Source organism: Luteimonas rhizosphaericola, assembly GCF_029888045.1.
In the GTDB taxonomy this organism is placed as follows: Bacteria; Pseudomonadota; Gammaproteobacteria; order Xanthomonadales; family Xanthomonadaceae; genus Luteimonas; species Luteimonas rhizosphaericola.
Genome location: NZ_JARXRN010000028.1, coordinates 591,175 through 605,443 on the forward strand (window position 1 = coordinate 591,175; position 14,269 = coordinate 605,443).

Sequence of the window (14,269 nt, forward strand, 5' to 3'; positions counted from 1 at the left end):
CGCTTTCCCGTATCCCGAGCGTGCCATGGCCGAGCAGGGCGTCCCGCAACTCACCTTCCGCGCGGTGCTGCTGGCCATCGTGCTGGCGGTGGTGCTGTCGGCCGCCAACGCCTACCTGGGGCTGTTCGCCGGGCTGACGGTCGCGACGGCGATCCCGGCGGCGGTGGTGTCGATGGGCGTGCTGCGGCTCTTGGGCGGCGGCACCATCCTGGAGAACAACATCGTCCAGACCGGCGCCTCGGCCGGCTCGTCGATCGCGGCGGGTGTGATCTTCACCATCCCGGCGCTGATCATCCTGGGCTACTGGCAGGACTTCCGGTACGCCTGGGTGCTCGCCATCGCCGGCCTCGGCGGCCTGCTCGGCGTGCTGTTCTCGGTCCCGCTGCGGCGCTCGATGATCGTCGAGCAGCCGCTGCCCTTCCCGGAAGGCAAGGCCGCGGCGGAGGTGCTCAAGGCCGGCGAGAACCCCGGCCCGGGGCTGCGGATCCTCGCCTTCTCCGCGGCCATCGGCGCGGCACTGAAGGCGGCCGCGTACAGCGGCATGCGCCTGCTGCCGGACACCGCGGCCGGCGCCGGTTTCTTCGGCCGCTACCTGGGCTACATGGGCACCAACCTCTCGCCGGCACTGCTGGGCGTGGGCTACATCGTCGGGCTGAACATCGGCATCGTGGTGCTGTCGGGCAGCATCCTGTCGTGGCACATCGCGATCCCGATCTACCAGCTGGGCTTCATGGACAGCGATCCTGCGCTGGCGGCGGGCGTCGCGGGCGCCGGCGCGGAAGACATCGCCGGCGCGATCTGGTCGGCGAAGATCCGCTACCTCGGCGTGGGCGCGATGCTCATCGGCGGGGTGTGGACGCTGTTCTCGCTGCGCAACTCGCTGCTGTCGGGCGTGCGCAGCGGGATCGCCGCCGCGCGCGCCGGGTCCGGCGGCGCCGCGGTGCCGCATACCGAACGCGACCTGCCGATGAAGTGGATGCTGGTGGCGCTGGTCGCGTTCGTGGTGCCGCTGCTGCTGCTGTACCAGGCCATCGTCGGCCTGTGGCACGTCAGCATCCCGATGGCGGTGATCATGATCGTCGCCGGGTTCCTGTTCGTGTCGGTGTCGGCCTACCTGGCCGGCCTGGTCGGTTCGTCGAACAACCCGGTCTCGGGCATCACCATCGCCACCATCCTGTTCGCCTCGGTGGTGCTGCTGTTGCTGCTGGGTGAGAGCGGGCGCATGGCGGTGGGCGCGGGCGGCGCGCCGCTGGGCGCGGTGGCCGCGATCATGATCGGCGCGGTGGTGTGCTGCGCGGCGGCGGTGGGCGGCGACAACCTGCAGGACCTCAAGGCCGGCTACCTCGTCGGCGCCACGCCGTGGAAGCAGCAGCTGATGCTGGGCATCGGCGCGTTCTCCTGCGCCCTGATCATGGCGCCGGTGCTCAACATCCTCGCCGAAGCCTACGGCATAGGCGCGCCGACGGCCGAGCATCCGAACCCGCTGTCGGCGCCGCAGGCCACGCTGATGGCGTCCGTGGCCAAGGGCCTGTTCGGCGGCGAACTGCCGTGGGGGATCATCGCCATCGGCGCGGTGATCGGCGCGGCGATCATCGCCGTCGACGAGATGCTCAAGGCGCGCGGCAGCAGCTTCCGCGTGCCGGTGCTCGCCGCCGCGATCGGCATCTACCTGCCGCTGGAGCTGATGGTGCCGATCTTCCTCGGCGGGCTGCTGGCGTACCTGGTCGAACGGCGCCACGGCGTGGTCGGTACCCGCGACGAGGCCACGCGCGACCGCGTGCATCGGCCGGGCACCCTGTTCGCCGCGGGCCTGATCACCGGCGAGGCGCTGATGGGCATCGGCGTGGGCATCGCCATCTACGCCAGCAAGAACCGCGAGGTGCTGGTGGTCCCGGAGCGGTTCCAGCAGGACGAACTGGTGGGGCTGGCGGTCCTGGCCGTCGTCGGCTGGCTGCTGTACCGCACCGGCGCCCGGGCCAGGCCGGTCGCGGGTGGGGCCGACGCCGGCCCGATCTGACCGCGCCGGGCGCGAAGCGCGAGCATGACCTGCCGCCTTTGCGCCGCGCAGGCGTGAGCGCCTACCATCAGGCCTTTCGTTGCCGGAGAGGCCCGATGCCGTTGCGCCGCGCTGTGTTGCCCCTGTGCCTGCTGCTGGCACTGCCCGTCCTGGCCGAGGCCGAGGCCCGCGGGCTCGACGTCCGCGACCTGGTGAGGCTCGATCGCGTGTCCTCGCCCACGCTGTCGCCCGACGGCCGCACGGTCGTCTTCGCCCAGCGCAGCGTCGACGCCGACCTGAAAGCATCCACGGCGCTGTACGCGCGCAGCCTGGTCACCCGCGACCTGGCGCCGCCGCGCCGGATCACGCCCGACGGGTGGAACGTGAGCGCGCCGACGTTTTCCCCCGATGGCGCCACGCTGTATTTCCTTAGCGCGAAGGAGGGGGGGCAGCAGCTGTACGCGATGCCGGCCGAGGGCGGCACGCCGCGGCCGCTGACCGCGTTCGCGCTCGACATCGGCAGCTACCGGCTCTCGCCCGATGGCCGCCGCATCGCCTTCAGCGCCGAGACCTTCGCCGACTGCGCGGACGACTTGGCCTGCACGAAGACCCGCCTGGACGAACGCGAGGCGTCGAAGTCCAGCGGCGTGGTCTACGACCAGCTGTTCGTGCGCCACTGGGACACCTGGAAGGATGGCCGCCGGAGCCGGCTGTTCGTGGCCGACCTGCCGGCCGCGGCCGACGCCGGCCCGGTGGCCTCGGCGCGCGGTATCAGCCACGCGCTCGACGGCGACGTGCCGTCCAAGCCCTTCGGTGACGCCGCGGACTACGCCTGGGCGCCCGACGGCGCAAGCGTGGTGGCCAGCATCCGCGTCGCCGGGCGCGAGGAGCCGTGGTCGACCAACTTCGACCTGTACCGCCTGCCGGTGGCGGGCGGCGCGCCGGTGAACCTCACCGAGGCCAACAAGGCCTGGGACGCGGGCCCTGTGTTCAGCGCCGACGGCGCGACGCTGTACTACCGCGCGATGAAGCGTCCGGGCTTCGAGGCCGACCGCTACGCGATCATGGCGATGGACCTGGCCAGCGGCGCGACGCGCGAGATCGCCCCGGACTGGGACCGTTCGCCCAGCAGCCTCAAGCCCGCCGCCGATGGTCGCTCGCTGTACGTGGCGGCGCAGAGCGTGGGTGAGTACCCGCTGTTCCGGATCGACCTGGCCACTGGCGAAGTGACCGAGCTCGTCGGCGACGGCAGCGTCTCGGCGTTCGATGTGGCGGGATCGTCGCTGGTACTCACCCGCAACGCGCTCGACACCGGCGACGTGCTGTACGCCGCCTCGCCGGATGGCGAAGGACTGCGTGCGATCACGCAGACGGCCGCCGAGCGCCTGCCCGACGTGCAGTTCGGCGCCTTCGAGCAGTTCGACTTCAGGGGCGCGGGCAACGAGGTGGTACACGGCTACGTGGTCAAGCCGTGGAACTACGAGGAGGGCAAGACGTATCCCGTCGCGTTCCTGATCCACGGCGGCCCGCAGGGCAGCTTCGGCAACGGCTGGAGCTATCGCTGGAACCCGCAGACCTACGCCGGCCAGGGCTACGCGGTGGTGATGATCGATTTCCACGGCTCCACCGGCTACGGCCAGGCGTTCACCGACGCGATCAGCGGCGACTGGGGCGGCAAGCCGCTGGTCGACCTGCAGAAGGGCTGGGCCGCGGCGCAGGAGCAGTACGGCTTCCTCGACGGCGACCGCGCTTGCGCGCTCGGCGCCAGCTACGGCGGCTACATGGTCAACTGGATCGCCGGCAACTGGAACCAGCCGTGGAAGTGCCTGGTCAACCACGACGGCGTGTTCGACACCCGTTCGATGGGCTATGTGACCGAGGAGCTGTGGTTCACCGAGTGGGAGAACGGCGGTACGCCGTTCGACGTGCCGAAGCACTACGAGAAGTGGAACCCCGTCAACCACGTCGCGAAGTGGCGGGTGCCGATGCTGGTCGTGCAGGGCGAGAAGGACTACCGGGTGCCGGTCGACCAGGGCCTGTCGACCTTCACCGCGCTGCAGCGCAAGGGCATCGAGTCGCAGCTGCTGTACTTCCCGGACGAGAACCACTGGGTGCTCAAGCCGCACAACAGCGTGCTGTGGCACGACACCGTCAACGCGTGGCTGAAGCGGCACCTCGGCCAGTGATCCCCGCGCGGCGCCGGGACAGACCGGCGCCGCATGACCCACCGTCCAGCCATTCCCAGCGGAGACCCGCATGGCGATCGATACCGCCTCACCCTCGACTGCGCTGATCACCAACGACGCGGTCGTGATGGGGCTGCTGGCCGTCACCCTCGGGCTGGTGTTCTGGACCTCGTCGCGGCCGGACGGCTTCTGGAAGCGCTTCTACACCTACGTCCCCGCACTGCTGCTGTGCTACCTGCTGCCGGCGGTCTACAACAGCATCGGACTGATCGACGGCAATGCCTCGGGGCTGTACCCGATGGCGCGCGACTACCTGCTGCCGAGCGCGCTGGTGCTGCTGTGCCTGGCGATCGACCTGGGGTCGATCCTGCGACTGGGTCCGAAGGCGGTGGTGATGTTCCTCACCGGCACGCTCGGGGTGATGCTCGGCGCGCTGGTCTCCTTCGTGGCGATGGGCTGGATCCATCCCGAAACGGTGGCCGGCGACACCTGGCGCGGCATGACCACCGTGGCCGGCAGCTGGATCGGCGGCGGCGCCAACCAGGCGGCGATGAAGGAGGTGTTCGAGGTCGAGGCGACCCTGTTCGGCCAGTTCATCGCGGTCGACGTGCTGGTCGCCAACCTGTGGATGGCGATCCTGCTGCTGATGGCGGCGCGCGCGGATGCGTTCGACCGCTGGACCCGCGCCGACACGTCCGCGATCGAGGACATGAAGCGGCGCATCGAGGCCTACCAGGCGCAGCATTCGCGCAACCCGAGCCTGACCGACCTGATGGTGATCCTCGCCATCGGCCTCGGCGCCACCGGGTTGTCGCACCTGCTCGCCGAGCCGCTGGTGGCGTGGATGGAAGGCCTGCCCGCGTCGTGGAACCTGAAGGACTACAGCCTCACGTCCGGTTTCTTCTGGATGGTGGTGATCGCCACCACCGTGGGCCTGGCGCTGAGCTTCACCCGCGCCCGCGAGATGGAAGGCGCGGGCGCGTCGAAGGTCGGTTCGGCGATGCTCTACGTGCTGGTGGCCACCATCGGCATGCACATGGACATCGGCGCACTGCTCGACCGGCCCTGGCTGTTCCTGCTCGGGCTGATCTGGATCGCGGTGCACGCGGGCCTGCTGCTGGTGGTGGCGAAGCTGATCCGGGCGCCGCTGTTCTTCCTCGCGGTGGGCTCGCAGGCCAACATCGGCGGCGCGGCGTCCGCGCCGGTAGTCGCCAGCGCGTTCCATCCGGCGCTGGCCCCGGTGGGCGTGCTGCTGGCGGTGCTGGGCTACGCGCTCGGCACCTACTGCGCCTACATCACCGGCCAGCTGCTGCGGGTGGTGGCCGGACAGTAGTCCCGGCGCCCGCGGGTGGGGCGCGAACACGACAATCCACCGCGGCGGAGGCCGCATGGTGATGATCGCCGCCCGCCGGCGATGACTGTTGCGCCGCAGCACCGGCTGATTCGACCTTGGTCGCGATCGCGGCGACGCGTCTGCCGGACACACGGTTTACGGAGTACCCTCCCCCTCACCGGACCGCAGTCCACCCCGGGAGCGTGCTGCCGTGAATGCGATCATCCTGTTGCTGCTCGGGCTCGGCGCGATGGCGCTGGGCTACGTGTTCTACTCGAAGTTCATCGCCGAGAAGATCTATCGGCTGCAGGCCGACTTTCCCACGCCGGCGCACACGCTGCGCGACGGCGTGGACTATGTGCCCACCAACCGCTTCGTGCTCTGGGGCCACCACTTCACCTCGGTGGCCGGCGCCGCGCCGATCGTGGGGCCGGCGATCGCGGTGATCTGGGGCTGGGCGCCGGCGTTCCTGTGGGTGACGCTGGGCACGGTGTTCTTCGCCGGCGTGCACGACTTCGGCGCGCTCTGGGCCAGCGTCCGCAACAAGGGCAAGTCGATGGGCATGCTCAGCGGCAGCTACATCGGCCGCCGCGGGCGCAACCTGTTCCTGGTGGTAATCTTCCTGCTGCTGCTGATGGTGAACGCGGCGTTCGCGGTGGTGATCGCCAACCTGCTGGTGTCCACGCCGACCTCCGTCATCCCGGTGTGGGGCGCGATCCTGGTGGCGCTGGTGATCGGCCAGCTGATCTACCGCTGGAAGGTGGGCCTGCTGTGGCCGTCGATCGGCGGGGTGATCGTGCTCTACGCGCTGATCCTGATCGGCAACAGCTATCCGCTGGTGCTGCCCGAATCGGTGTTCGGCATGAGCGCCAAGTCGGCGTGGATCGTGCTGCTGTTCCTGTACGCGGGCATCGCCTCGCTGCTGCCGGTGTGGGTGCTGCTGCAGCCGCGCGACTACATCAACGGCCTGCAGCTGTTCGTCGGGCTGGGGATCCTGTACGCGGCCGTGCTGCTGGCCTCGCCGACGATCGTGGCGCCTGCGTTCAACGACGCGGTGCCCGAAGGCACGCCCGGGATCATGCCGCTGCTGTTCGTCACCATCGCCTGCGGGGCGATCTCCGGCTTCCACGGGATGGTCGCCTCGGGTACGACCTCCAAGCAGCTCGACAAGGAGACCGATGCGCGCTTCGTCGGCTACTTCGGCGCGGTGGGCGAGGGCATGCTCTCGCTGGCGGCGATCATCTGCTGCACCGCGGGCTTCGCGACCCTGGTCGACTGGCAGGCGGTGTACGCGCAGTTCGGCGGCGGTGGCGTGACCGCCTTCGTCAACGGCGGCGACGTGCTGCTGGTCGAAGGCCTGGGCATGCCGGCCCAGCTGGGTTCGACGATGCTCGCCACGATGGCGATCCTGTTCGCCGCCACCACCATGGACACCGGCCTGCGCCTGCAGCGCTTCGTCGTGCAGGAAGCCGCGGAGCTGGCGGGGATCAAGGTCGGCACCCTGGCCGGCACGGTGGTGGCGCTGGCGGTGTGCATGGCGCTGGCCTTCGGCGCCGGCAGCGACGGCAGCGGCGGCATGGTGATCTGGCCGCTGTTCGGCACCACCAACCAGCTGCTGGCGGCGCTCACGCTGGCGGTGATCTCGGTGATCCTGATCCGCAAGGGCCGCAACCCGCTGTTCACCCTGGTGCCGCTGGTGTTCCTGCTGCTGATGTCGGTGTACGCGCTGATCGTGCAGCTGGGCACGTTCCTGGAACAGCGCAACTGGCTGCTGCTGGGCATGGACGTGGTGATCCTGGTGGCGGCACTGTGGGTGTCGTTCGAGGCATTCCTGGCCATGCGCCATGGTCGCGACGCGCGCGCTGACGCCGAGGGCACGCTGGAGCAGGAGCGCGGCTGATGACGGATCCGCTGCCCGGCGGGTCAGCGCTGTCACGGCTCTCCGCCGCGCTCGGGGAGGCCTACGCGGCTCCCTACCGCCGCACGTTCGCGCGCGCGCAGCGGGACGAGGACGACCTGTTCATGCTGCTGGTCTGCTCCGAGGCCCTGGGCGTGCCGAACCCGGCCGCGTGGTACACGCTCGAACTGATGCCGGTGCTGTACGAACGCTTCCACGACTGGCACCGACGCATGGGCATGGAGCGCTCGCCGCTGGACCACGTCGGATGCTGCTGACGCTCGCGGCCTCGCGCCGCGTGCTGTTCGTCGGCGGCAAGGGCGGGGTGGGCAAGACCACGGTGGCGTCGGCCGTGGCCTGGGCGCAGGCGGCCGCCGGGCGCCGCGTGCTGCTGGTGTCCACCGACCCGGCCCACAACCTGGGTCATCTGTGGCAGCGTCGGCTCGGGCCGGACCCGCAGCCGGTCGTCGCGCGGCTGGATGCGCTCGAGATCGATCCGGGCGCGACGGTCGAGGCGCACCTGGCCGAGGTCGGCGCCGCGCTGCGCAAGCTGATGCCGCCGCACCTGGCGGGCGAGGTCGACCGCCATCTTGCGCTGTCGCGGGACGCGCCGGGCATGCACGAGGCCGCGCTGCTCGAACGCATCGCGCAGCTGGTGCAGGATGGGCTGACGGACTACGACCTGCTGGTGTTCGACACCGCTCCCTCCGGCCACACCGCGCGGCTGATGGCGCTGCCCGAGATGATGGCCGCCTGGACCGAGGGGTTGCTGCATCGCCAGCAGCGCAGCGAGCGCTTCGGGACCGCGCTGCGCAATCTGGGTGGCGACGACGGCATCGGGGCGCGTGCGCTGGGCGGCGGGGAAGCACGCACCCCGGGCGACCGCGACCAGGCGATCCGCGCGGTCCTGCAGCGGCGCCGGCACCTGTTCGCCCATCTGCGCGACGTGCTCGCCGACCCGACGACCACCGCCTTCGTCATCGTGCTGGCCGCCGAGCGCCTGCCGGTGCTCGAGACCATCGAACTGCAGGCCAGCCTGGCGCGCGCCGGGATCGACGTCGCGGCGCTGGTGGTCAACCGCCGCTCGCCGGCCGACGCCGGGGCGTTCCTCGCCGGGCGCCGCGCGCAGGAGCAGGTGCATCTGGACACCTTGCACGACGCGCTGCCGACCATTCCGCGCCAGGAACTGCCGCTGCTGGCCGGGGATGTGGTGGGGAATGCAGCGATCGCAGCTTTCGCCGATCTGCTCGCGCGCGGCGGCTAGAGCCAGCCGATGCGCCGGAACAGCCGGTACAGCCCGAAGCACACCACGCCCACCAGCAGTACCAGCACCGGATAGGCGTAGCGCTCGTCGAGTTCGGGCATGGCGCGGAAGTTCATCCCGTACCAGCTGGTGATCAGGGTGGGCGCCGCCAGCAGCGCGGCCCACGCGCCCAGCTTCTTCACCGTCTCGCCCTGCGCCAGCGTCACCAGCGACTGGTTGACCGCCATCGCGGTGCCGAGCATGTCGCGCAGCGCGTCGACGGTGTCGTTCACCCGCACCACGTGGTCGTGCACGTCGCGGAAGTAGAAGCGGGTGTCCTCGGGGATCTGCAGCGACGGCGAGCGCACCAGCTGCGAGAGCACGTCGATCAGCGGCGCCACCGACATCCGCATCTCGGTGAGCTGGCGCTTGAGGTCGTACAGTCGCACCAGGGTGCTGCGCCGGTAGGCGTCGGAGAAGATGTCGCGTTCCAGCGCGTGCAGCGCGGACTTGAACTGGTCGGCGATCGGCAGGTAGTTGTCGACGATGAAATCGAGCACCGCGTACAGCGCGTACGACGGCCCCAGCGCCAGCAGGTCCGGCTCGCGCTCAACCCTGGCGCGCGCGGGGGCATAGGACAGCGAGGCGCCGTGGCGCACGGTGATCAGGTAGCGCGGGCCGACGAAGATGTGCGTCTCGCCGAACAGGATCCGGCCTTCCACCATCTGCGCGGTGTTCACCGCCAGGAACAGCGCCCCGCCGTAGGCCTCGACCTTGGGCCGCTGGTGGGCCTTGTGCGCGTCCTCGATGGCGAGATCGTGCAGGTCGAACTCCTCCTGCAGCGTCTCGAGCACCGAATCGCCGGGCTCGTACAGGCCGATCCAGACGAAGCTGCCGTCGTCCTGCGCCAGCACGTCGCTGATCGACGCGAGCGCGATGTCGCGGCGCGTGCCGTCGGTCGCATAGACCGCGCAGTTGATGACGCACGAGGGGTTGGCGGTCGAAGCGGGTGCTGCATCCATGGCGCGCATCGTGCTGCAGCCGGCCGCGATGGGCAAGCCGCGGCCGGGCGCCTCGGATGGAAGCGCGGGCGCTGGCGCGAGTGCCCGACGCCGGGTGCGCGAAGCGCTCAGCGCGCGACGAACCGGATCGCCTGTCCGCCGCCCGGCGCCAGGCGCATCTCCAGCATGTCGCCGCCGGTGACCTCCCGGCTTTCGATCACGATGTCCTCGCGGTTGCCGCGATAGTCGGCGTCGTCGCCGTCCCGGTAGACCTGCGCGGTGTAGCGCCGCCCCGGCTCCAGGAACGACAGCGACACCTCGACCGTGCGTGGTTGCTCGTCGGTGACCGCGCCGAGGTACCAGTCGTCGCCGCCACGCCGCCGGCGCGCGATCGCCACGTAGTCGCCGATCTCGCCGGCCAGGACGCGGCTGTCTTCCCAGTCCACCGGCACGTCCTTGATGAACTGGAACGGTCCGGGGTTCGCCTCGTAGTTGTCGAGCAGGTCGGCCGCCATCTGCAGCGGGCTGTAGATCACCACGTACAGCGCCAGCTGCTTGGCCCAGGTGGTCTCGATGCCGGCCGGCGCACGGGTCCGCATGCCGAAGATGCCGGGGGTGTAGTCCATCGGCCCGGCCAGCAGGCGCGTGAACACCAGGATCGACTCGTGCTCGGGCGGATTCCCGGGGTTGCCCCAGGCGCTGAATTCCATGCCGCGCGCGCCCTCGCGCGTGATCCAGTTCGGCCAGGTGCGGCGCAGGCCCGTGTCCTTCACCGGCTCGTGCGGATTGACCGAGATGTGGCGCTTCGCCGCCTCGGTCACCACCTTCGCGTGGTGGTTCACCATCGCCTGGCCTTCGTGCCAGGCATAGGCGATCCGGCCGTCGGCGTCGCGCACCTTCGCCTGCCCGGCGTCGGCCACGTAGCCGGTCTTGACCGCGGGCACGCCGACGCGTTCGTACAGGTCGAACGCCGCGTCCAGCTGCGACTCGTAGTGCGCGGCGTGGCCGGAGGTTTCGTGGTGCCCGATCAGCACCACGCCCTTGCTGCGCGCGTAGGCGCTCAGCGCCTCCAGATCGAAGTCCCCGGCGGACTGGGTGAAGCTGAATTCCTCGCCGTTGCCGAACCAGTCGCCGTCCCAGCCGCGGTTCCAGCCTTCCACCAGTACGCCGCCGAAGCCGTGTTCGGCGGCGAAGTCGATGTGGCGGCGCACGTTGGCATCGGTGGCGCCGTGGCGGGCGCCGGTGGCCCAGGTCTTGCGGTCCAGGTGCATCTCCCACCACACGCCGACATACTTCATCGGCGTCACCCAGGACACGTCGCCCAGCGCATTGGGTTCGTTGAGGTTGAGGATCAGCGAGGACTGCGCGAGGTCGACCGCGCGCGGCACGATCTGCAGCGTGCGCCAGGGCGTCCGGAGCGGCGTCGCCACCGAGACCTTCGCCGCGCCGCCGGTGCCGGGCGTCAGTGCGGCCTTGAGCTTGCGGCCGTCGACGCGGGTGAGGTTCATGCCCGAGTAGTCCACCAGCGCCGCTTCATGGATCGACACGTGCAGGCCGTCGCCGGTGCGCAGAGTGATCGGGGTCTGCGCGTCGCCGACTTCGGCCAGCGGGGTGGTGTGGTAGAGGTACTCCTCGCGGTTCCACTCGAACGCGGGAATCCACCACGCGGTGGCGTCCTGCGCGAGGGTGAACTCGGTCAGCTCCTCCGCGACCTCCAGCCGCGCGAGCCCCGCCTGCCGGCGGAACGCGTAGCGGAAGCCGATGCCGTCGTCGTACAGGCGGAACACCACGTCGAAGTCGCGCCGCGGTCCGCTGCGCTCGCGCAGGGTCACGGTCAGTTCGTTGTAGTGGTTGCGCACCTCGCGACGTTCGCCCCAGGGCTGTTCCCAGGTCTCGTCCGCAGCGTCGGTGGACCGGGACGCGATCTCCAGGTTGCGCTCGAACTTCGGCACGTCGGTGAACAGCATGCCCAGGCGCGAGGGCGCGATCACCGGCTTGCCCTCGCGGGAGACCGCGTAGCTCGGGCGGCCGTCGTTGTCGGTCGTCACCTCGACGCAGAGCACCTTGCCGGGCGAGCACGCCTCGGCGATCGGCTTCGCGGGCAGCTGCGACTGCGCATGCGCGGCGACACCGCACAGCAGCAGGCAGGCGGAGAGGCGTCGAAGCGGCATCGGTGCAGCCCTCGTTGCGGGATGCGCCCGATCATGTCACAGGCGTTCGGGGCGCAAGCCGTGCATACGTATGCAGCGCGGCGCCGGCAGCGCCACCCCCGTGCACAGGCGTGCGCCGGGCAGGTGACGTGTTCGCGCCGAGGGGTCGGGATGACGCGATCTCAATGGGAGATCGCGGCTGCGCAGCGCCGGACGCCGGCGAAGACCTGTTTCAGTCGCGCGGTCGCGCCGCCAGCGTCCACGCGAGCGCGACATGGATCGGCAGCATCAGCGCGATCCAGTGCACGTTGCGCTGCGGCAGCACCGGCAGCCAGTGCAGGAACAGCGCCAGCACCGCGCCCGCCGCCACCAGCCAGGCCAGTATGCGGAACGCCGGACCGACCGCACGTCCGCGCGCGATCGTCCAGCCGCCGTGCAGCAGCAGCAGGCACAGCGGCGTGAACAGCAGCAGGTTCTGGTTGCCCCACGCGAAGCGGTGCGCGGTGAAGCCCCACAGGAACAGCATCACCAGGCCGAGCGCCCCGCACAGCGTCCATAGCGGGATTGCGACGGCCGCCGCCAGCGTGCGCGGTCGGCGCGTGCCGAGCGCGCGCATCGCGATCGCCGCCGCCAGGCCCGCCAGCAGCCACGGCCACCATGGGCGCGGCGCCTCCGCCGGCTCGGGCGCGAGCCGGTGCGGCAGCAGCGATTGGGTTCCGGAGACCAGCGGCCGGCCGTCGTCGCGGCGCAGGGTGCCGAGCGCGTCGGCCAGGCGCATCGGCACGAAGGCATCGTTCCACAGCGCGTTCGGGCGGTCGGCGGCCGGACCCAGCCCGAGGTCGAACCCGAGCCACATCCATGGCGCCGGCGAGGCCAGCCGCACCGCGTCGCCGCGGAAGGTGTTGCCGCGCGAGCGCACCGCCAGCCGCCGCTGCAGCAGCCCGCCGGTGGCGGCATCGAGCGCGTCGCGCACCCGGGTCGAGCAGTTGTCGGTGAAATAGTCGTAGCGGTAGACCGCGTTTTCGGGCAGCGCGTTGGTCGCAAGCGCCCGCGCCAGCCGTTCCGCCTCGGCGGGGTCGAGGTCGAGCCACTGCACCGACACGCCGCGACCGACCTCGGCGTAGTAGGCCAGGTCCTGCGACAGCGGCAGCGCGACCAGGCGATAGCGCATGTCGCCGAGCACGAAGCGCGACATGAAGTCCGGCTCGGTCATGTCGAAGAAGCCGAAGTTGTACGAGACCGGCTCGGCGAAGGCGGGATCGTCGACCACGATCGCGTTGTGCCCGAAGCGCTCGAAGAAGATCTCGCCCGGCTGCATCGTCGCCACGCCGATGCGCGGAGCGGCGTGTGCGAGCGGCGCGCAGACCAGCAGCGCCAGCAGGAGCAGCGCGCAGATGCCGCGGGCAGCCTGCAGCGTGGACGCGAACTGGCGTCGCGGGGGTCGGGCTTGCGCTCGCGTCACGCGCGCGGGCAAGCGTGCGGGCGCGATCGACGCGCCCCCGGCATCCGCCGGAACCGCGAGGACGGCAGGTGCGGGTTCACTCCGCTTCGTGGTCGGCATGCACGCTCACGTGCAGCGCGTGCAGCCGGCGCGCGTCGGCGCGGGTGACGCGGAAACCGAAGCGGCCCAGCGTCAGCTCCTCGCCGGCTTCGGGCAGGTGCCCGATCGCCGCGGTCACCAGGCCGCCGATGGTGTCGTACTCGTCGTCGTCGAAGTCCGAACCGAAGCGCTCGTTGAAGTCGGCGATCGGCGTCAGCGCGTCCACCACGTACTGGCCGTCGGCCTGGGCCGCGATCAGCGCGTTCGGGTCCTCGGCGTCGTCGTGCTCGTCGTCGATCTCGCCGACGATCTCCTCCAGCACGTCCTCGATCGTCACCAGCCCCGCGACGCCGCCGTACTCGTCGATCACGATCGCCATGTGGTTGCGCGACTGCCGGAACTCGCGCAGCAGCACGTTGAGCTTCTTCGACTCGGGGATCAGCACCGCCGGGCGCAGCAGCTCGTGGATGGTGCCAGGGCCGTTGTCGGCGACCACGCCGCGCAGCAGGTCCTTGGCCAGCAGGATGCCGAGGATCTCGTCCTTGTCCTCGCCGTGCACCGGGAAGCGCGAATGGCCCGATTCCACCACCTGCTTCATCAGGTCCAGGAACCTGGCGTCGGCGGGCAGGGCCACCATCTGCGAGCGCGACACCATCACGTCGCCCACGGTCATGTCGGACACGGCTAGCGCGCCCTCCATCATCCGCAGGGTGTCGGCCTCGATCAGGCCGTCGGAATGGGTGTCGCGCAGCAGTTCGACCAGGTCGTCGCGGGTGCTGGGCTCGCCGGAGATGGCGGAACTGAGCCGTTCCAGCCAGGTGCGCCGTTTTTCCGGAACCTCGGTGGCGCTACTACTGTCGTCCTCGGACATTGTTTTCGGGTGCTTGATTCAGAAAGGCGCCGCCAGGGCAGCCGGTGAAGTC

General features: G+C 70.6%; 10 protein-coding genes, 1 tRNA gene and 2 pseudogenes. 8 read left to right on the forward strand and 5 right to left on the reverse strand.

Annotated elements, in window-relative coordinates; all coding sequences use genetic code 11:
• Nucleotides 1-25: 25 nt before the first annotated feature.
• The 4 genes and pseudogenes from QFW80_RS15290 to QFW80_RS17605 all read left to right on the forward strand — a co-directional run.
• Nucleotides 26-1,844 (forward strand): annotated as a pseudogene (locus QFW80_RS15290) (OPT family oligopeptide transporter); the annotation flags it as partial.
• A 268-nt stretch (nt 1,845-2,112) separates the two neighbouring features.
• Entirely contained in the window at nt 2,113-4,182 is a 2,070-nt protein-coding gene (locus QFW80_RS15295) for a dipeptidyl-peptidase 5 (RefSeq protein ID WP_280602838.1), read from the forward strand.
• Between the two features lie 70 nt (nt 4,183-4,252).
• The gene (locus tag QFW80_RS15300; RefSeq protein WP_280602839.1) at nt 4,253-5,515 is read left to right on the forward strand and encodes a DUF819 family protein; all 1,263 of its coding nucleotides are present in this window, start codon (nt 4,253-4,255) and stop codon (nt 5,513-5,515) included.
• Nucleotides 5,516-5,765: 250 nt separating this feature from the next.
• A pseudogene (locus QFW80_RS17605) lies at nt 5,766-6,707 on the forward strand (carbon starvation CstA family protein); the annotation flags it as partial.
• 2 nt (nt 6,708-6,709) lie between these two features.
• On the opposite strand, the gene QFW80_RS15310 reads toward QFW80_RS17605, so the two are convergent.
• Nucleotides 6,710-6,844 (reverse strand): hypothetical protein, encoded by a 135-nt coding sequence (locus tag QFW80_RS15310; protein ID WP_280602841.1) that lies wholly within the window; start codon nt 6,842-6,844, stop codon nt 6,710-6,712.
• Here QFW80_RS15310 and QFW80_RS15315 point away from each other — a divergent pair.
• From QFW80_RS15315 to QFW80_RS15330, 4 genes are all read left to right on the forward strand, one after another.
• Nucleotides 6,797-6,939 (forward strand) — tRNA-OTHER (locus QFW80_RS15315). The two genes, QFW80_RS15310 and QFW80_RS15315, sit on opposite strands and share 48 nt — an antisense overlap.
• Complete coding sequence (locus tag QFW80_RS15320) at nt 6,915-7,415, forward strand: carbon starvation CstA family protein (protein ID WP_280602842.1); 501 nt, start codon at nt 6,915-6,917, stop codon at nt 7,413-7,415. The genes QFW80_RS15315 and QFW80_RS15320 overlap by 25 nt, the downstream gene beginning before the upstream one ends.
• Complete coding sequence (locus tag QFW80_RS15325) at nt 7,415-7,690, forward strand: cory-CC-star protein (RefSeq protein ID WP_280602843.1); 276 nt, start codon at nt 7,415-7,417, stop codon at nt 7,688-7,690. Before QFW80_RS15320 ends, QFW80_RS15325 begins: the two co-directional genes overlap by 1 nt.
• The gene (locus tag QFW80_RS15330; RefSeq protein ID WP_280602844.1) at nt 7,681-8,676 is read left to right on the forward strand and encodes an ArsA family ATPase; all 996 of its coding nucleotides are present in this window, start codon (nt 7,681-7,683) and stop codon (nt 8,674-8,676) included. The genes QFW80_RS15325 and QFW80_RS15330 overlap by 10 nt, the downstream gene beginning before the upstream one ends.
• On the opposite strand, the gene QFW80_RS15335 is transcribed toward QFW80_RS15330, so the two are convergent.
• The 4 genes from QFW80_RS15335 to QFW80_RS15350 form a co-directional block, all read right to left on the reverse strand.
• On the reverse strand, nt 8,673-9,677 hold the full coding sequence (locus tag QFW80_RS15335; RefSeq protein WP_280602845.1) for a magnesium and cobalt transport protein CorA: 1,005 nt from the start codon (nt 9,675-9,677) through the stop codon (nt 8,673-8,675). The genes QFW80_RS15330 and QFW80_RS15335 overlap by 4 nt on opposite strands.
• Nucleotides 9,678-9,784: 107 nt before the next feature.
• Nucleotides 9,785-11,827: a glycoside hydrolase family 97 protein gene (locus tag QFW80_RS15340; RefSeq protein WP_280602846.1), complete on the reverse strand. Its 2,043-nt coding sequence runs from the start codon at nt 11,825-11,827 to the stop codon at nt 9,785-9,787.
• 211 nt (nt 11,828-12,038) lie between these two features.
• Nucleotides 12,039-13,202 (reverse strand): lipoprotein N-acyltransferase Lnb domain-containing protein, encoded by a 1,164-nt coding sequence (locus QFW80_RS15345; protein WP_280603078.1) that lies wholly within the window; start codon nt 13,200-13,202, stop codon nt 12,039-12,041.
• Between the two features lie 142 nt (nt 13,203-13,344).
• Nucleotides 13,345-14,217 (reverse strand): CorC family transporter, encoded by an 873-nt coding sequence (locus QFW80_RS15350; RefSeq protein WP_280602847.1) that lies wholly within the window; start codon nt 14,215-14,217, stop codon nt 13,345-13,347.
• Nucleotides 14,218-14,269 lie beyond the last annotated feature (52 nt).

Coding starts and splice junctions, on each gene's coding strand:
- QFW80_RS15295 (WP_280602838.1), top strand. CDS start 2,113: ATGCCGTTGCGCCGCGCTGTGTTGCCCCTGTGCCTGCTGCTGGCACTG.
- QFW80_RS15300 (WP_280602839.1), top strand. CDS start 4,253: ATGGCGATCGATACCGCCTCACCCTCGACTGCGCTGATCACCAACGAC.
- QFW80_RS15320 (WP_280602842.1), top strand. CDS start 6,915: ATGGCGATCCTGTTCGCCGCCACCACCATGGACACCGGCCTGCGCCTG.
- QFW80_RS15325 (WP_280602843.1), top strand. CDS start 7,415: ATGACGGATCCGCTGCCCGGCGGGTCAGCGCTGTCACGGCTCTCCGCC.
- QFW80_RS15330 (WP_280602844.1), top strand. CDS start 7,681: ATGCTGCTGACGCTCGCGGCCTCGCGCCGCGTGCTGTTCGTCGGCGGC.
- QFW80_RS15335 (WP_280602845.1), bottom strand. CDS start 9,677: ATGGATGCAGCACCCGCTTCGACCGCCAACCCCTCGTGCGTCATCAAC.
- QFW80_RS15340 (WP_280602846.1), bottom strand. CDS start 11,827: ATGCCGCTTCGACGCCTCTCCGCCTGCCTGCTGCTGTGCGGTGTCGCC.
- QFW80_RS15350 (WP_280602847.1), bottom strand. CDS start 14,217: ATGTCCGAGGACGACAGTAGTAGCGCCACCGAGGTTCCGGAAAAACGG.